This window comes from Enterococcus raffinosus (genome assembly GCF_018917525.1).
GTDB lineage: Bacteria > Bacillota > Bacilli > Lactobacillales > Enterococcaceae > Enterococcus_A > Enterococcus_A raffinosus_A.
This window is the reverse complement of sequence record NZ_JAHLOS010000004.1, coordinates 63,807-81,713: the sequence shown is the minus strand read 5'-3', so window position 1 is coordinate 81,713 and position 17,907 is coordinate 63,807. Positions and strand designations below refer to the sequence as shown.

The window sequence follows — 17,907 nt, the reverse complement described above, 5'->3', positions numbered from 1 at the left end:
TTATTCCTCTTTTCTCGTCTCGATAATAATTATTGGATTTTGTGGTTTAAAATAATGCCCTTGACCTAGTTTCGTAAACTGACTCACGTGCATCTGAATCGTTTGGAAGGAATGATGATTGGTTTCTAGCCACTCCATTGCACGAAGAGCATTTTCTAATAAAATGAAATTTAATACTAAACGACCGTCAGGCTTTAGCAGCTGGAAGCTCCAAGCAAGTATTTCAGCCATGTTTCCACCCGTTCCGCCAACGAAGATCGCATCAAAGTTATCCTCTAGTTCAATCGGTGCTTTGCCAAGAATACTGTGGATATTTGTTAACTGAAATTTTGCTAGATTTTTCTTCAAAACGGCTACGGCAGATTGATTTGAATCAATTGTTGTCACTTCTAAATTTGGATGTAGCAACGCCGCTTCAATCGCAATACTGCCTGTTCCTGTGCCAATATCTAAAAACTTATCTGCTTTATCTAATTGCAACTTTGCTAAACTGACCGTTCGGACTTCTTCTTTTGTCATGGGAACCTCGCCCCGAATAAAACAATCATCCTTCATTAATTATCACCACTGCATTCATTTGATAGTCTTCATCAGGAACCTCAGAAGCTTTGTAACATCTTATTTTTTCATCAGTGTAGCTAAGGTTTTCACCTATATAAAAAATCGGATCATTGCCTCGTTTTAATGCTTCTTGTGCCAGTTGATAAGGACCTATTGTTTTGTCAGTTACCATCCCGACTTTTGGCAACTTAAAAATGAGCGGAAAATCCGGAGATTTCCCGTGACTGCTAGTGATAAAGCAGTCCTCCATCGGAATATTGATTCGATTGAATAAATACTGAAGGGAACTAATCCCTGGTAAAATCAGTAAGTTTTCTGCCGAGAATCTTTTAAGCAGCCACTTGCCAATACCATACGTCAATGGATCGCCAGAAGCCAAAATCACGAGTTCATCCTTTTGATGATCGTTTAAAAACACTGCCAGGTCATCTAGTTTACGGGGAAGCAGATGAGTCTTTTGCTTCTTGTTTTTAGGAATAATTTCCAATTGCCGTTCACTTCCGATAATCAAATCAGCCGCCTCAATGGCTGCTTGAGCTTTACCAAATAAATAGTCTTGTGTTCCGCCTGGTCCGATACCTACAACCGTAATCATCGCCACTCCTCCTTTAAATGCTCCAGAGGTTTAGTGGAAGCTAAATATCCTCGTTGTGAGGAAAAAAGAACAACTTCAATACTGGGCTCATGTTTCCGATATTTTAATAAATCTTCAGAACGCTTCTTGACTTTATCTGCCAGCACTTGATAGACCGCCTCGTATCCTGCGCTGGCAATAATCTCTCCAGCAGCCTCAGTCGTTAAACATTTCTCGATTTCTTGCAGCTTGGACACAGGCATCCCTAGTAGCGCTAGATTTGCGATCAAAATTTCCGTCCGTGCATCTGCATCTTTACTGTGGGTAGAAAAAATCCCCGCAGAAACCTTAATCAATTTGCCTAAGTGACCAACCATCAGAACCTTTTCAAATTCTAAGCGCTGAACTTCTTTTAAGACATAGCCGACAAAATTACTCATTGAAACAATATTCTCATTGTTGAGTTTCATTGTATTGAGAACAAAATCCTCACCATAGTTGCCTGGACATAGAATGACTGAGGAATAGCCTTGGCTTTTCTTCATTTCTAATTCCAGCGAGATAGACTGCTTCCAGCCATCCTCAGACATCGGGGTGACAATGCCCGTTGTTCCTAAAATCGAGATACCGCCTACTATACCTAAACGTCGATTCATTGTTTGCTTAGCGATTACCTCTCCTTCAGGTGCAAAAATCGTCACCTTCACGCCCTGATTCAGACCGATGATTTTGCGAACAGACGCTTCAATCATTTTTCTTGGAACAGGGTTAATTGCGGCCTGGCCAACTGGATTTTGTAACCCGACTTCCGTTACCCGACCGATCCCGATTCCACCATCGATTAGAATTTGATTTCCATCAATTTTGACGACCTTTGCGCCGATTAACATCCCATCTGTCGCATCCACATCATCACCGCCATCTTTTACAACAAAAGCTTGGCTGCCATCTTCTATAGCTTCAATCGAAGCGATTGGAATGGTTAGACTTTTTTCATTGGGTAATTCAATACAAATCTCCTCTGTGGCTTCCTCTTCAAAAAGGAATGCTGTAGCAGCAGCCGCAGCGGCCGTGGCACAGGACCCTGTTGTATACCCTTTTCGCAGCTTTTTTCCGTTATAGAAAACAAACTCTTCCATCAGTTTTCCCTTTCAACCAATTGATACAACATGGCATTGATAATCGCCGCAGCAACATTACTGCCGCCTTTACGACCTCTAGCTACAACTGCTGGGACGTCACTTTCAAACAATGCTTCTTTTGATTCTGCGGCACCAACAAAACCAACAGGAGCGCCAATAACAGCAACGGTATCCAATTCTCCTTGTTGATATAGCTCCAGTAATTTAAAAATTGCCGTCGGTGCATTTCCGATAACAAATAGTTTTGGACCAGAAATTGTTGCTGCTCGTTCTATTCCTGCCATCGAACGAGTCATACCTTTAGTTTTTGCTTGTTCGGCCACTTCTGGATCGGCAATGTAGCATTCATAACGAATGCCTAATTTATCCAACAGACGCTTATTGATACCGCTAAGTGCCATAGTTGTATCTGTAAAAATTGTGCCATTTCCTCCCAAGAAAAATTTCTCTAACTCCAAAATAACATCGTTAGAAAAAACTAGATTTTTCAAATAATCAAAATCGGCACTTGTATGGATCACTCGCTTAATGATTTTTTCTTCCTTTGGTGATGTGAAAACATAGTCAGGAAATTCCTGATCAATGATTCCTTGAATGATTTTGAAACTTTCCGTTTCAATCAATTGAGGATTTCTTATATAGTCCACACTTTTTCCCCTTCTCATAAAAAGTAATTATTAATGATTATTGCGATAATACTAAATACAATCAGACTCAGAGTCGCCGTTGTATATAAAAGCTTATTAGCAGTTAATATATCCTTGGGCTTCGCTGAACGAAGTGAGACTCCGATCGTAGGTTTATAAATTTCAACACCATGATAATGGTGTGTTCCGCCAAGTTGGATTCCTAAAGCCCCTGCGACAACTGCTTCGGGATAGCCACTGTTAGGACTCTTATGATTGCGACAATCCGTCTTCCCTACTTTCCAAGCATTGGAAGTATTTAGACGTAATATTCTTGCTGCTCCTAGTAAATAGAGCCACGTCAAACGAGCAGGGATAAAATTCCAAAGATCATCCATTTTTGCAGAAAACCAGCCGATTGCGCGATATTTGGGTGTCACATACCCCACCATTGAATCTAGCGTATTGACAGCCTTGTACATCATGGCTAAAGTAGGCCCGCCGAAAAATAGACAGAGTAATGGAGCAATGACACCATCACTGGTATTTTCAGCAATCGTTTCAATCGTTGCTTTGGTAATTTCTTCTTTCGTTAATTCTTTAGTATCTCTACCGACAATCATCGCAACCTGTTTACGAGCATTATCCAAGCTGTCGTTGACTAACTTCTGATAAACCTTTTTACCTTCTAGCGATAAACTTCTGGTTGCTAATGTTGTATAAGACAAATAGATATAACAAACCATGCCAATAATAGGATGAATCAGAAAACTAAGTTTCAAAAGGATAAATGTTACCAATCCTGATCCAAAAACAGTTACCAACCACAATAGAACTCCCCAACGATAGTTCTCCTGATCACTTTTTGTCTGGGTGAATCTCTCCTGAAACCAAGCGATAAAATTGCCAATCAGCTTAATTGGATGCGGCCAGCTGTATGGGTCGCCAATCAATAAATCTAAAATGAAAGCCACAATAATCCAGTAGATCATCTGCTATTCCTCACTTTCTCCAGCAGATTCTGAAGAAAATCTTCACTTTGATAAAAGTGAAGGTGAAGGTAACTGCCAAACGTGTTCTTTTTCTGATAGCCGCCAGTCCATCTCTTCACGACTTCGCCATCACGTTCCTTTCGCATTTCCAAAACTGTTGGTTCATTACTTTGAAAAATCGAATGATGGAACTCGTGCCCTACTACGGTTGTTCCTTTTTTCCCGATCAAAGTCTCTTGGTTAAGGTCGCCGTAACAGTAGCCAAATTTTCGAAGGCCAGAAGTCATCTGACTGACTCCTTCAAAAATCCCGACCATCGGATAATTCTTCTCATCGTTAGTAAAGGCAGATCCTAGATACATTAACCCTCCACATTCAGCTAGCATAAATGCGCCTTGCTCGTGCTTTTCCTTGATACTAGCGCGCATTGATTGATTTGCTGAAAGCTCTCGGGCAAATTCTTCCGGGTATCCACCGCCAAAATAATACAAATCTGCATCTGGAAGGCAGCTATCCTTTATTGGGCTGAAGGCAATCAGCTCCACGCCATGTGCCGTTAGCAAATCAAGATTATCTTGATAATAGAAATGAAAGGCTTCATCCAAAGCGTATGCGACCTTGATTTCCGGAAATTGCGGATAATACGGTGGTGTATATCGGATTTTCTCATTCGGAAGCCGCTCTAATAACTGATCAAGCTCAAAGGTCGCTTCTAAGGATTCTGCTACCTGCTGAATTTTTTCTGTCACATCGTTGATTTCTCGATCAGGGACCAATCCTAACTGTCTAGAAGGCAGCTCTACTCCTTTTTCTCGCTTCAAATATCCGAAAACAGGAACATCGGTGTACAATTCCACTGCTTTTTTAATCAATTGATAGTGTGTGTCAGAGGCAACTTTATTAATAATGACTCCACAAATGTTTAGTTTCGGATCAAAATCGACGAATCCCTTAACCACTGCCGCCACAGATGTTGAGGCTGATTGCCCATTCACTACCAGCAATACGGAACAATCCAACTGCTTTGCAACTCCAGCACTGGAGCAAAAATCCTTGTCTACCCCTAACCCGTCAAAAAGCCCCATTACTCCTTCAATTACACAAATGTCTGCATTTCCCGCTTCTTTTTCGAAAAGTGTTTTCATTCGTGCATTATCTTGAACTAGAAACATGTCCAAATTCCGTGAAGGGTTTCCGGTAATTCGCGTGTGGTATTCGGTATCGACGTAATCAGGACCGACCTTATAGGGTTGAACTCGATACCCGCGATTTTGCAAAAGTTTCATTAAGCCAAGCGTTATCGTTGTCTTTCCTGAGCCGCTGGAAACAGCGGTGATCATCAGCTTCTTCATTCATTTTCCTCGCTTCTATCAGTTCTACTCCTCGGTAGCAGCTTTGATGAACACTGACCTTGGAATACCAACGTGACACATTGGATTTCTTTATCACCTCTAGAACTGCTGGGATTTCTTCTGGTTTTTCAATCATGATTCCAACTACTGAGCCACTATGTGCAACGTTGACTCCTAACCACTGATGGTACTGTCTAAGCTTCATCAATTCTGAGAAATAGGGTTTAGCTAAAATTTCCTGATTTAATAGAGCGCTCTGTGTCGCCGCCTCTCCAAGCATTTGCAACGATTTTTCTCTCACTGCCCCTACATAACACTGATAAACTTCTGTAAAGAGTGCTCGCTGTTGAAAAAATAGGCGCTCGTTCTCTTGTGAATGAAAAATTTCGGTTTCTAAGGTTTCTTCTGGCTCCAAAACAACCACGTAAAAATGGGGAGCCCATCCGCTGCTCTCTCTAACTGACCCATTTTTCTGCTCAAACAATGTAAGTGTTGGGAAAAGAATACTGTCTGTACGTTCAATTGCCAAACAAATGTCGATAATTTCATCTCTGGTAATCTTTCTTCCATAGTAAGTAGTTGTTGCTTGGCAAGCTGCGGCAATATCCGCCGTACTACTAGCCATCCCTTTAGCTATCGGTAGTTCTGAATTGATCACGAAAGATAGCTTTTCTCTTTTAGCATTCGGTATTCTTAAGTGATCCAGCGTTTTATTGATCGCTTTCTCGATTTTTGGTTTAGCTCCTTTAGAAGCAATTCCCGTTTGAAGCGTTACTTTAGAAAATCGATCAATTCCATAACTAACTAATTTTTGCGAATCACCTAGCCAGCCTTGAATCAATTCTCCGCATGAACCGGTACAAGAAGCCGTTACTCTCATAAAATCGCCTCCAATGCATCAAGTAAGGATTTGTTATCAACTCTTGATTTAACTGCAATTCGATAATATTTTTGAGACAAGCCATGAAAGCTATTACAATTTCGAATCAGAATATTTTTTTGGATCAATTTTTCTTGTAGACAACCCGAACCCTGATATCGCAAGAAAATAAAGTTTGTCTGACTAGAAAACGTTTCTAGCTCCTTAAATTGAGCCAACCCCTTTTCTAAAAACCTTCGTTCCTCTGCAATATAGTGCTGGCTATCCTTAATAAATCTTGTTTCCTTCAATGCTTGCTGTCCGGCAATATCTGCAAAGGTATTAATGTGCCAAGGCACAGTTTTCGCTTCAATTTGAGCTAGAACAGCGCGATTACTACTTAGCAAGTAGCCTAAACGCAAACCTGGAATCGCAAACATTTTTGTCAACGATCGAAAGATGTAGAGGCTTTTATTAGTGCTGATTGAAGAAACAAGCGAATATTCCTCCCTTGTAAAATCTACAAATGCCTCATCGATAATTAAAGCTATCTCATTTCTCTGACAAAATTGAGACAATTCCTCAAGCTCTGATTGTTTCAGCATTTGACCAGTTGGATTATTGGGGTTACAGAGGCAGATGCCATCCACTTGCTGTTCCTTCGCTGATTGTATCAATTCTGAAATTGTCCATTGAAAATTGCGTTGCTCCAAATTAAAATAGCTAAATTCAGTTTTTTGTTGACTAAAAGCTGCTTCATACTCCATGAAAGTCGGTGCAAGCAATAATAGTCTTTTCAGCATAAGCGTTCTTCCCAACATAAATATCGCCTCAGCAGCCCCATTGGCTGGATAGACAAATTCTGCTGAAATCTCGTGAAAATCAGCGATTGACTGGATTAGTGCGTGGTATCGAATATCAGGATAATGAACTAGCTCCGCAATGCCCTTCGTTAGTGTTGCTTTGACTCCTTGGGGAATACCTAAGGGGTTGATATTTGCACTAAAATCAATTAACTCTTTCTTATCTATCTGATATAATTCACTGATTTCTTGAATATTTCCTCCATGCTTCACTGCCATAACAACGACTCCGCTTCTTGATTATTTTAGAAAGATTGCTTCTTTATATTTTTGTGGGATTCCTAGAATCACAATCTCAGATAGAGTTAAATTCACGACTGTCGCCAAGGTCAGGGGGACGAAAAGCATGAAAACAACCGGCCCCATCAATGGATAAAGCAATAGCAAATCCAATGGTACATTGATTACGTAAGCCACCAGCATCGAAATTATCGAAGCTGCGACCTTATTTCTTTGCAACTTTTTGCGCGTCCAGCTATAAAAGAACATACAGGCCGCCATCAATACAGCAATAATCAGATGAATTGGCAAAGTATTAGGAAACCCTGACAGTAACGCTGAGATCATGTGTCCGAAAAATCCTAAAAATGCTCCTGCGGCAGGGCCAAGAATGATTGCACCAATAAATGCGGGAAAAGAGTCTAATGCGATTGAACCAAGGATTTTAATGTTTGCCCCAATCACACATAGCGCCAGCAGAATTGCTAATGTTGCCAATTTCTTTGTTGAATACTTCATCATGTTTCACTCCTTATTCGTTTTAATGTATTAATTTTTCAAGTAAAATTAGTTCGATTCGAATGTCGTATATCATTCAACTAAAGTTCTTGAGCTTTATTTTGATTCTTATTGCTTAATATCCTTCTGTTTTAAGTAACCTGCGAAAAGTTGAACTGACATCCTTATTACTTTTGATATACTATTTGTTTTCTCAGTAAATTCTGATTGATAACCAAAAAAAATAAACGCAGCGAGTCCAGAAAAGATGGTCTCGCCGCGTTTTTTATTTGTCTAAATACACCAAATAATACCGTTAGCAAAATAATCTTCCCAATCCAATTATTTTTTAATCCCTGAACAAGGTATCCTGACTTTGCATCCATTTACTATCTCGCCTTCCCGAAAAGTGGCTTGTGAGAGTTCATCCGCATATACAGTAGAAAGGGGCTGTTGAGGATTTTCACCTCATTCCCTTGATCAGTTATTAAGTATTCAATTTTTCTTTATTATAGCAAACGTTTCTCCTTATTCTTGGCTTTTTTCCATAACTCAGCCACATTGTGCTATTTTGAAAAAGGTAAGAGCAAAATATTACTATATTTAAAACTGATTGACGATTTAAAAAAATGATGATCGAAATATGTACTATCCTCACGGAATCATGCAATCGTCATCATCATTCGCTCTAGAATGTAGAAGAGAACTGTGTCCTTCAATAATCTTGATATGTATTCTAAAAAGATAGTCTTCAGAATCTTATTTCCCTGCTCAAACAATATAAAATACTGCTATTTTCAGATTTAACTACTGGTTAAAGGTTTTTCTTGAATTTTAATAAAGCAATCAAAGGAAAGCTATTCAATCGCTGAAGTTCAGCCAAATTTTGTTATTTCGAACCTAAAACAAAGCAATATATTGTTATTATTTATTATTCGATTTGAAAAATCATTGATTTATCAATCTTTTCATTCATTTTTATCTACCGCTTTTTTGATGAAGTAATTCTTTTAAATCAAAATTCATCTTGTCTTTTTATTTAAAAGAAAATAAGATGGAGAAAAGACTTTAAGGAGCGGACGATGACTAAAAAACAATCTTCACAAAATCTGATTTTGATCATTACCACTACTGTGTACTCATTTTCTAGTATGATCTCAGCATTTTTTATGCTGGGAAGTCAATCACTTATTTGGTTTTTTATTAGTGCCCTCTTTTATTTTATTCCCTACGCACTGATCGTAGCGCAGTATACCAAAAAGTACGCACATCGCTCAGGAGCGATCTATGACTGGTTAAAAGAGTCCCTTTCTCCTAAGGCAGCTTTCACAACTGTTTTTTTATGGTATAGCAGCTACTTCATTTGGATGATTAGTTTATTTATGAAGATTCTCATTCCAATCTCTATTCTGTTCTTCGGGCAAGATATAACTACGTCAATGAATTGGTTCGGTGTTTCTTCTCAAATATGGTTAGCGTTATTTTCTATATTGGCAGTAATAGGTATCACTTGGATGAACAAACGTGGCTTCCAAGTCATTTTCCGTTTTCTGCATATTAGCGGTTACGCTATGGTTGGTTTGTTAATCCTTTCGTTATCTGGTAATTTAATTTTGATTTTTAAGAATCCCGAACTAGTCTTAATAAATATCCATCATAGTTTGACTGTGCCAAGTTTTTTTCAAGAATCATCGAGCCGCCTGCTCTCACAGCTGCCTTTTTTCATTTTTTCGATCACCGCATTCGGGGGATTGGATACGATTGCGAGTCTTGCCGATAAAACAAAAAAAAGCCGCAGCAGATTTCCGCGAGCCGTGATTATCAGTTCGTTTGTTGTGTTATTTTTATACGTTAGCGGCATTATCATTTGGAGCTGTGCAAATAACATTGACGGCTTACGGGAGACAACGTCTCTTCATTTGGGAAATCTAATGTATGGTGTCATGGAACAGTTGGCCAAAACATTGGCTGGCAGTTTCAACCTGTCAGTTAGTCACACGCACTTATTGACTCAGATTTTTATTCGTTACACCGCCCTGACAATGGGGCTGGCATATTTGAGTCTTCTTAGCTCAATAAGCTATGGTCCATTGAAAAGCTTGATAAAGAGTACACCTAAAGTTTTCTGGCCAAAATTTTCAGCACTGAATAGGAATCAAATGCCTGAAAATGCACTTTGGATCCAAGCCTTGCTGATTTCTTTATTCATTGGGCTGTTGTCATTTAGTAATACTTTTTTATCAGATTTATTTAATCAATTAACCTACATGACGAATGTTTCACGAGCGATTCCATATTTTATTGTCGCAGCTAGTTTTCCTTTCTTTTTAAAGAAAAAAATCATCCAGAAACAGTCATTGATTATTAAAAATAATTACCTGAATTATTTTCTTTCCATAAGCGTTTGTGTCTGTATTTTTGTTGCAATTGCCTTTCAAATATATGAACCCTTGAAATTAGGAAATTATCTGAACTTTTCAACCTTGCTTTTAGGTCCAGTATTCTTTGGTGTTCTTTCCCACTTCATCTATTTTCGCTTTGAACAGAAAAAAGCTCTAGTGAATTTGTCTAAACAAAACAGCGAAAATCCGTAAAATCATTGACTAAGGAGTTACGCCTATGTACCCAATCTTAATTGATATCCAGCAGTTTTCTGTCCTAGTGATCGGCGGTGGGAGAATAGCCACTCGAAAAGTTTGCGGATTGATTGAAGCAGGTGTAAAACCCACGGTTATCGCGCCGAATTTTTCTGATACCTTACTAACAGCAAAGAAAAGTGGAAAAGTTTTATTGCGGGAACGTTCCTTTCAATATGGTGATACTACTGGTTTTCAAGTCATTTTTATCTGTACAGATAATCCAGCAGTCAACCAAGCTGTTTTGAATGAAACGACACCGCGACAACTCGTAAATGATACAACCAATCAAAGCAATAGCAATTTTTTCAACATGGCATGGATTAAAGAAAAGGATTTTGGGATTGCATTAACTACTAAAGGTGCCAATCCGCGAAAGACCAAGCTATTAAAAGAAAAAATTCGTTCATTTCTAAAAGGAAACTCATTAGAATAAAAAAACGCCTGAATACAAACTGTCCGAACAATTGAGCAGCGTATTCAGGTGTTTTTTTTATTCGTATTCAAATGAGGCCATTAATAAATTGATCAATGGCATGAGAAATAAAGATTTCCACTTCCTTTTCATACTGATCGCTGCTAGAGTAGGCGTGCAGGAAAGCAAAGCCTATCATACTAAAAAAAATAATTTCCGCTGATTTTTTCGGGTCATGGATTTTGACTTGCTTTTTTGACTTCATTCTAATCAAATAATCCTCCAGCGTCTGAATAAAGGCTGTTGGAATTTTCTCAATATAAGGCATCGTTTCTTGATAAATTTCTTGTGCGCGAAGCCCTAAGGAAAAGCGGACAATCTCTGGCGTCACCTGTGTGAGATACGCTTCCATCATCAAACGAAGATCGCTGGTTAGCTCCCATTGAAATTGATCATAAATCTCCTTATTTACAGAAGGAATCCACTCGGCTTCTTTTAATGTTGCCAACAGTAGTTCTTTCTTACTGCCAAATTGCCGAAACAGCGTCACTTCGTTTACTTGCGCTTCTTTTGCAACATCTTTTGTTGTCATGTCACTGTAGCCTTTTTCAACGATTAGTTTTCTTGTAGCAGCCATAATATTGCTTCGCGTATTTTTCATACAGGAAATACTTACTCCTTTATTAGACTTGCGATCGCCACACTTCCTCCCCGAATCACTTCGATTTCTTGAGAAATGCTTTGTTGGAGATCGGTAATTAGTTGGTTATTTTGCGCGTCAGTATTGATACACTCGATCAGCATTTGATCTGTTGTTTGATCAATAATGATAAATCTGTTTGCCTGAGTCAATCCATTTAGATCGTTTTCGAGACTTTCATAATAAGGCAGCTTAACGTACATTACCTCTTTAGTGTGAATGGGAATGTCGGTGTAATCAATCACTTGGATCACTTCGATCATATTGCTTAATTGATGTTTAATTTGTTTAAAGGTTCGCTCATCGCTAAAAAGGCTGATAGTCATCCGAGAAATATCTTTGACCTCTGTCTCACCAACCGTTAAGCTATTTAAATTATACAATTTTCCGGAAAATAATCCAGAGACTCTTGCTAATACGCCAACTTCGTTTTCAACGTAGACGCTTAACCATTTCTGTTTAATTGTCTGCATAAGTAATCATCTCCTTCAACCCTTGACCTGGCGGAACAATTGGTAAGACCTTTTGTTCTGTCTTAAGCATAAACTCCAAAATAAATGGTTGATTTTTAGCACCTTTTGCTCGGATAAATGCGTGGTCAAGCTCTTCTTCATCAGTGATTCTAATACCGTCTACTCCATAGCTGCGGCCTAAAGCGATAAAATCTGGTAGATAAGACATGCCGTCCTCACTTAACTTCGTGTAAGAATAGCGTTTGTCATAGAACATTTCTTGCCATTGACGAACATTTCCTAAACTTTCATTGTTGAAAATGCAAATAATAATCGGAATTTTTTCTAACATCACTGTCGCAAGCTCTTGAAGGTTCATTTGAAAACCGCCATCACCCGTAATTGTCAGGACATCCTTTTCCAGATTCCCTAATTTGGCCCCAATAGATGCTGGAAAACCGAAGCCCATCGTACCTAATCCACCTGAAGTCAGCAGTTGTCTTTCTTTTGTGATTTCAAGAAATTGGGTCGTCCATAACTGATTTTGTCCAACGTCGGTTACCACGATTGCATTTGAGAAATGTTCGTTGATTTTTTTAATAATCTTTTCTGGTGTTAGTCCTGCTTCTTCCATGTGTACAGGCAGGAGTACATTCTTATTCTTGATTTCTTGTAACCACTCTTCATAGCTTGTCGTGTGAAGCAGGCTAGTGATTTTTGGCAATAACTCTTTAATATCTCCTACTAACCCAATATGTGCATCAACATTTTTATTAATGACTGCCGGATCAATATCTAGGTGAATCAGTTTTGTAGAAGGACAAAATACTGCAGCATTTCCAGTCACACGATCATTTAAACGTGTTCCTAACGCGAAAAGAACATCACTGTTCAGAATTGCCTGATTGGCTGCATAGCTGCCATGAATGCCTACATTACCAATATAATTCGGGTGATTACTAGGCAAAGCCCCTTTTCCCATAATCGTGCTAACAACTGGCAGATTGTACTTGTCAATAAAGGACACTATTTCTTTATACGCCCTCGCACGATGTACACCACCTCCAAGCAGCAAGACAGGTTTCTTAGCGGCTTCGAGTATTTCAGCTGCGGTTTCTAGTTTTTTCAGTGAGATCATTTGCGTTTTTTGTCCACCGCGGATCGCTACTTCTTTTGGATATTTTTCTGAACCAAGCTCCTGCTGAATATTTTTTGGTATATCAACTACCACAACCCCTGGCTTACCAGATTGCGCGATAACAAATGCTTTCTTCAAAATCCTCCCTAAATCCTCTCGCTTCCTGACTGTCACAGCGTATTTTGCAATTGAACGACAGATTCCTAACATATCTACTTCTTGAAAAGCGTCCTTTCCAATCAAATGTGTTGAAACCTGTCCCGTAATACAAACTAAAGGAGAGGAATCATACCCCGCCGTAGCGATCCCTGTTATAAGATTCGTCGCCCCTGGACCACTAGTGACTAGACAAACACCGACTTTTCCAGTGGAGCGCGCGAATCCATCTGCTGCATGAATCAATCCTTGCTCATGTCTGGGCAAAATAACACGAAACTCCTCTCTCTGGTAAAGCGCATCAAACAAATCAATCGCCTGTCCTCCCGGATAAGCAAAACAAACCTCAACCTTCTCCTCAATTAATGCCTTAACAACCAATTCAGCTCCCGAAATCATTTTACATACCTCCTAATAATGCAAGTGTTAACTTGCATTTTAACATATAAAACAGCTTATTTGTTAAACGAATCCAAAAAAAGACCGTCCGCAATTGAACGATCTCTTGAAGCATTACCATTTTTCCAATTTAACAGCCATCTCCCAAAAGGCATATTCCATTTTACTGCTAATTACGAAGGACTCGATCATTTGCTGCTGCTCTTGGCTTGAACTTTCCTGATACAAGCGATCTAGTAGAGCACGCTCCCTTTTAGCGGTCCCACCAGCATAAGTCTCAATCCAGCGCTGATACAAAGGATTAGGTGAGCCTGCCTCAATCAAGCGAACACCAATTTCTTGATAAAGCCAAGCACACGGCAGCATCCCCGCGAAAGCTGTATTTGGTGTGCCGTCAATCAGCTGTCGATACATATGAGAGACATAATGATAAGCCGTGGGTGCAATCGGCGTGTTCTGAATCTCATGTTCTGTAATCATTAATTCTGAAAAAAACTCCTCGCGAATTGCCATTTCACCCAGCCTAAGATTTTCAGCATTTTCTTGCAACTGCTCTTGAACTTCACGATTATTTGTCTGTTCCGCAATTAAGCTGTAAAGTTTGCTAAAGTGTTCTAGGTAATAACGATCCTGGAGTAAATAATAGCGAAAAACTTCCGGCTTCAAATCTCCAGCTGCCAGCCCGGTGATAAACGGATGTTCAAAGCTTCCCTCCCAAAATGAAGCTGCCTCTTGACGTGCAATTGCTGTAAAAGTCATTCTTTTTTCTCCTTTGTTTGTCATTTTTTTACTCCTGTTTGATACAAATCATCCAACAACACTAAATCACAACATAAAAAAACCTCCTTTATTCTCATAAGAATGAAAAGGAGGCTCCCTGCTCAAAACAAGCATACAGAAAAGAAAACCCGACCGAAAAAAACGGTCGGGTGCAAAATTCTAAACATCACACATTCCCTGCGTCAGTACTAACTGTTTCAGGTTCAATGGGTATAATCTCAGCTTCAAAAGCACCCCTAGTGTCATTCAATTAATAAAAGTATAGCATACTCTTTTTAGAAAAACGATTCCTATTTAAAACTTCTCATGTCTATTCAAAAATTCTTGATTCCTGAACAAGGATTCGACTGGGTGTCAAAGTCGCCTCAGCTATTGTTTTTCCTGTATTTTTTAGATAATCCTTTACGAGATGATAGCCAATCGTGTAACCCGCGTTTCTTGAAAGTCCCACGGGTTGATATCCTTGCTCACGAGCGACTTCATCTCCATACATATAAGCAGAAACCTGATCAAAGCCGCGAGCATCACGACCAGCCTTCATTACCTCAATCGTGTAGTCTAACTCTTCCTGAGCGTACTCTTGTACCCATGGTCCGCGCTGTTCAACACCGTAAAGTGTTTCAGCAAAAACTTCCGCTAAGCCTTCGATCACTAAGTAATCCTCGACACTCACATCTCCATGATTAAAAGGTTCATAGGTAAAACGAATATTATGATTAAATTCATGCGCTAAAGCAGAATTTAGTCGTGTCCGATTGAACTCATTCGGTACAACGATCAGCAAAATATATCCGGGTATCCCACCAAATCCGCTATATCCTTCACTCGCCATCAAGACACTGTTTTCCGAATCACCAAGCAATATATTTACAATAAATTCCTCTACGGGTATTTGATAGCCAATGGCAGTGAAAAGCTGTGCACTTTTCTCAATAACTTGTTCACATTCCTTAAAAATATTCGTGTCTCTTAAAAGTTTTACTTTGGTTTCAATTAACTCTCTTCTTTTTCGCGGGGTCCAGATGCCCATCATCTCTGATGCCATCAACACATCATAGCCTCCGGGAGTTTTTGCCATGAGGGGGACATTTAAGTACCGCCACATTTCCTCAAATGGCTGCATTAGCTCATAGCAAAGGGTATTTTCATCCTTTTTATCCTGCAAATACGCTTCATAATAGGACAGAGAATCAATTATCTTTACGTTAAAATCATTCATTATGATAACCTCCTTGCCTTTATCATAATCGTTGACGTTACGTGAAGGTCAAGCAATTTTAAAAACGCACCTTTTTTGTAATTCGCAACCTAATTTGCAAACACCAGTAATATATGTTAGCATTTATTCAGGAGGAGATTTTATGGAGAGTGAATTAACTATCAAAGAAATAAAAAGAGGCTATACAAAAAAAGGAGATTTTCTTTTCCATTGCTTGTATTGTGATCAAACTTTTGATGATCGCTTCGTTTATCCAATCAATGAAACCAATAGCCAATTAGCTCGAGCCGAAGGTGCAATGATTTATCATGTAAAACACCAACACCAAGGTCCTTTTGACGCGTTGCTAAATCTTGATAAAAATCAAACAGGTCTAAGTGATACACAGAAAAAGTTTCTGACTTTATTTAACAAAGGTATTGATGATCAGGAAATAGCGGAGCAGTTGAACATTACGACCTCTGCTGTGAGGAATCATCGCTTCAAATTTAAGGAAAAGAAACGACAGGCAAAAATTTTGTTAGCTTTGCTGGAATCTATCGAAGAAAAAGAACAGGGAGAATTTATAGCGAATTCTATCATCGATTCTGACGAACGATTTGTGTCCACAGAAAAGGAAAGAGAAAAAGTTTTTAAAACTTTTCTTGATGAAAATGGAAAGGCAAACCAAATTCCTAAAAAAGAAAAAAAGCGAATTATTCTTATTCAAAAACTCGCAGAGAATTTTGCTTCTGAAAAACAATATAGCGAAAAAGAAATCAATGAAATCATTGAGACGATGTTCGATGATTACGTTACGATTAGACGATATCTCATAGAATACGGATTTTTAGGTCGAACTGTTGATGGCAAGACTTATTGGAAACTATAGCTTTTTAAAAGGAGGACTTAAGAATGGTATTACCTATGAAAGTGGATCATATCCAAGTTACGGTGAAGGATATTGATGTAGTCGAAGCTTTTTATGATGGGTTGATGGAGGCTTTGGGCTTTGATTTAAATAAAAAAATCAAAGTTTATTTGGAAGAATTAGATATGAATGTCATCGAATATCTCGATCAATCCTATGATTTTGGTATCTGTTCAGCACTCAAGGAGTATCAAGAGGACACAATCCATAGACGAAAACCAGGAGCGATCCATCATATCGCCTTCCGAGCTTCTTCTAGAAATGATGTCGATCGAATCTATCAAAAGGTACTTGCACTCGGGGCTGAGATTTTAGATGAGCCACAAATTTTTCCGCAACATGGGCCAAATTATTATGCTCTCTTTTTTAATGATCCAGATGGAATCAAATATGAGATCGTGAATAATGATGATCATGTTTAAGAAAAGTCAGCGAATCCACGCTGACTTTTTTCATTCCTTAAATATTTCCACATCTTCTAAGGCTCTGCGTAAATTGATCGCATCCCAGGGTAAATATTCACCGATACTAAACCCAACGATTTCAGCGTTTTCAGAAACATCTTTAATAATCCGGGCAATTTCTTCAAGCGTCATTGTTCCAATCGGGGCAGGAAATTTTTCTACATCCAAGTATGGTTTACCAGGATTGATTGACCGGTAATCCAGAGGAGACAATACATCCAAATCAAAATGAATCGCCAAGTGCTTCAATTGATTCTGCTTCATCCACTCAATGATTGCGCGACTATCCTCCACCAATTTATCTGGTGTGAGATAATTCATCTTCAAATCATTGACTTGATGATCACATGGGCGCAGCTCATCGTATTTCAACCCCGCAAGCATAACCTGTTCTACTGTAAAAGGATGGCGGATTTTTTCGGCAAACTCTGGTGCTCCTTGTCCTAAAAGATTTCCCAATACATGCATATGACCCTTTTGACTGTCATTAATTGTTGACATATCAGAGTGAGCATCCAACCAAAGAATTCCCAGGGAATTAGGATATTTTTCATGCAAATAATCGAAGGGCGCCTGAGAAATGGAACAATCCCCGCCCAAAGTAATGACTTTTTCAGGTTGCTTTTCCGTTAAAATCTTCGAAGCTTCTGATAGCTGTTTTAATAAGCTATTTCCACCAATCACGCCATTTTCGATTGGTAACTCTTGTAAAGTATTTTCATCGACTGTAATTTGAATTGTCTCTGCTTTATTGCTTTGCGGGACAATATGCTGCAACAATTCAGAACCAAAAACATAATTTGGATTATTTCCTCCCTGCCATTGAGGAAATACTAATCGGAGCGTATTACTCATAAAATTTGCCTCCTTTAAAATTAATAGTCATCAGACTTCTATTAGATAGCGAACCACTTTTCTTAAGTATACAAGCCTTCTGCTATGAGAAGCAATT

At 38.9% G+C, this 17,907-nt stretch carries 19 protein-coding genes and 2 riboswitches; of the genes, 4 read left to right on the top strand and 15 right to left on the bottom strand.

Features of this window, described 5'->3' with window-relative positions; genetic code table 11:
* Genes KQI58_RS04485 through KQI58_RS04445 form a run of 9 tightly spaced genes read right to left on the bottom strand, consistent with a single transcriptional unit; the run spans position 1 to position 7,710 of the window.
* On the bottom strand, positions 1-555 hold the full coding sequence (locus KQI58_RS04485; RefSeq protein ID WP_216406832.1) for a decarboxylating cobalt-precorrin-6B (C(15))-methyltransferase: 555 nt from the start codon (positions 553-555) through the stop codon (positions 1-3).
* Positions 545-1,156, bottom strand: coding sequence for a cobalt-precorrin-7 (C(5))-methyltransferase (locus KQI58_RS04480; protein ID WP_216406830.1), 612 nt, complete (start codon positions 1,154-1,156; stop codon positions 545-547). The genes KQI58_RS04485 and KQI58_RS04480 overlap by 11 nt, the downstream gene beginning before the upstream one ends.
* Positions 1,153-2,274, bottom strand: a complete 1,122-nt coding sequence (cbiD, locus tag KQI58_RS04475) for a cobalt-precorrin-5B (C(1))-methyltransferase CbiD (RefSeq protein ID WP_216406828.1) — start codon at positions 2,272-2,274, stop codon at positions 1,153-1,155. Before cbiD ends, KQI58_RS04480 begins: the two co-directional genes overlap by 4 nt.
* Positions 2,274-2,924 carry a cobalt-precorrin-8 methylmutase gene (locus KQI58_RS04470; RefSeq protein ID WP_437177490.1) on the bottom strand — a complete coding sequence of 217 codons (651 nt, stop codon included), beginning with the start codon at positions 2,922-2,924 and terminating at the stop codon, positions 2,274-2,276. The genes cbiD and KQI58_RS04470 overlap by 1 nt, the downstream gene beginning before the upstream one ends.
* Positions 2,925-2,938: 14 nt before the next feature.
* Positions 2,939-3,895 carry an adenosylcobinamide-phosphate synthase CbiB gene (gene cbiB, locus KQI58_RS04465; protein WP_216406824.1) on the bottom strand — a complete coding sequence of 319 codons (957 nt, stop codon included), beginning with the start codon at positions 3,893-3,895 and terminating at the stop codon, positions 2,939-2,941.
* Positions 3,892-5,247: a cobyrinate a,c-diamide synthase gene (locus KQI58_RS04460; protein ID WP_216406822.1), complete on the bottom strand. Its 1,356-nt coding sequence runs from the start codon at positions 5,245-5,247 to the stop codon at positions 3,892-3,894. Before KQI58_RS04460 ends, cbiB begins: the two co-directional genes overlap by 4 nt.
* Complete coding sequence (locus KQI58_RS04455) at positions 5,138-6,127, bottom strand: GHMP family kinase ATP-binding protein (protein WP_216406820.1); 990 nt, start codon at positions 6,125-6,127, stop codon at positions 5,138-5,140. Before KQI58_RS04455 ends, KQI58_RS04460 begins: the two co-directional genes overlap by 110 nt.
* Positions 6,124-7,188, bottom strand: coding sequence for a threonine-phosphate decarboxylase CobD (gene cobD, locus KQI58_RS04450; protein ID WP_216406818.1), 1,065 nt, complete (start codon positions 7,186-7,188; stop codon positions 6,124-6,126). Before cobD ends, KQI58_RS04455 begins: the two co-directional genes overlap by 4 nt.
* A gap of 21 nt (positions 7,189-7,209) precedes the next feature.
* Positions 7,210-7,710 carry an ECF transporter S component gene (locus tag KQI58_RS04445; protein ID WP_016179892.1) on the bottom strand — a complete coding sequence of 167 codons (501 nt, stop codon included), beginning with the start codon at positions 7,708-7,710 and terminating at the stop codon, positions 7,210-7,212.
* A 319-nt stretch (positions 7,711-8,029) separates the two neighbouring features.
* A riboswitch (cobalamin riboswitch) is annotated at positions 8,030-8,199 on the bottom strand.
* Between the two features lie 569 nt (positions 8,200-8,768).
* Here KQI58_RS04445 and KQI58_RS04440 point away from each other — a divergent pair.
* Positions 8,769-10,280 carry an amino acid permease gene (locus KQI58_RS04440; RefSeq protein WP_216406816.1) on the top strand — a complete coding sequence of 504 codons (1,512 nt, stop codon included), beginning with the start codon at positions 8,769-8,771 and terminating at the stop codon, positions 10,278-10,280.
* 25 nt (positions 10,281-10,305) lie between these two features.
* Complete coding sequence (locus KQI58_RS04435; RefSeq protein WP_048718838.1) at positions 10,306-10,758, top strand: precorrin-2 dehydrogenase/sirohydrochlorin ferrochelatase family protein; 453 nt, start codon at positions 10,306-10,308, stop codon at positions 10,756-10,758.
* A 67-nt stretch (positions 10,759-10,825) separates the two neighbouring features.
* Here the strand turns inward: KQI58_RS04435 and KQI58_RS04430 are convergent, their stop codons facing one another.
* The 5 genes from KQI58_RS04430 to KQI58_RS04410 all read right to left on the bottom strand — a co-directional run bounded on the left by KQI58_RS04430 (position 10,826) and on the right by KQI58_RS04410 (position 15,581).
* Entirely contained in the window at positions 10,826-11,398 is a 573-nt protein-coding gene (locus KQI58_RS04430; RefSeq protein WP_216406813.1) for a TetR/AcrR family transcriptional regulator, read from the bottom strand.
* An 11-nt stretch (positions 11,399-11,409) separates the two neighbouring features.
* A complete protein-coding gene (gene ilvN, locus KQI58_RS04425; protein ID WP_216406811.1) occupies positions 11,410-11,910 on the bottom strand; it encodes an acetolactate synthase small subunit in 501 nt (166 codons plus the stop codon).
* Positions 11,897-13,582 (bottom strand): biosynthetic-type acetolactate synthase large subunit, encoded by a 1,686-nt coding sequence (gene ilvB / locus KQI58_RS04420; RefSeq protein WP_216406809.1) that lies wholly within the window; start codon positions 13,580-13,582, stop codon positions 11,897-11,899. The genes ilvN and ilvB overlap by 14 nt, the downstream gene beginning before the upstream one ends.
* 114 nt (positions 13,583-13,696) lie before the next feature.
* The gene (gene tenA / locus KQI58_RS04415; protein ID WP_216407062.1) at positions 13,697-14,341 is read right to left on the bottom strand and encodes a thiaminase II; all 645 of its coding nucleotides are present in this window, start codon (positions 14,339-14,341) and stop codon (positions 13,697-13,699) included.
* Between the two features lie 177 nt (positions 14,342-14,518).
* Positions 14,519-14,610: riboswitch (TPP riboswitch) on the bottom strand.
* 62 nt (positions 14,611-14,672) lie between these two features.
* Positions 14,673-15,581 carry a DUF2268 domain-containing protein gene (locus KQI58_RS04410; protein WP_216406807.1) on the bottom strand — a complete coding sequence of 303 codons (909 nt, stop codon included), beginning with the start codon at positions 15,579-15,581 and terminating at the stop codon, positions 14,673-14,675.
* A 142-nt stretch (positions 15,582-15,723) separates the two neighbouring features.
* Between KQI58_RS04410 and KQI58_RS04405 the strand changes: the two genes are divergently transcribed.
* Together KQI58_RS04405 and KQI58_RS04400 are read left to right on the top strand one after the other, a co-directional pair.
* Complete coding sequence (locus tag KQI58_RS04405) at positions 15,724-16,452, top strand: DUF2087 domain-containing protein (protein WP_216406805.1); 729 nt, start codon at positions 15,724-15,726, stop codon at positions 16,450-16,452.
* A 23-nt stretch (positions 16,453-16,475) separates the two neighbouring features.
* A complete protein-coding gene (locus KQI58_RS04400; RefSeq protein WP_216406803.1) occupies positions 16,476-16,913 on the top strand; it encodes a VOC family protein in 438 nt (145 codons plus the stop codon).
* Positions 16,914-16,943: 30 nt separating this feature from the next.
* On the opposite strand, the gene KQI58_RS04395 is transcribed toward KQI58_RS04400, so the two are convergent.
* Positions 16,944-17,810 carry an arginase family protein gene (locus KQI58_RS04395; protein WP_216406800.1) on the bottom strand — a complete coding sequence of 289 codons (867 nt, stop codon included), beginning with the start codon at positions 17,808-17,810 and terminating at the stop codon, positions 16,944-16,946.
* Between the last annotated feature and the right edge of the window lie 97 nt (positions 17,811-17,907).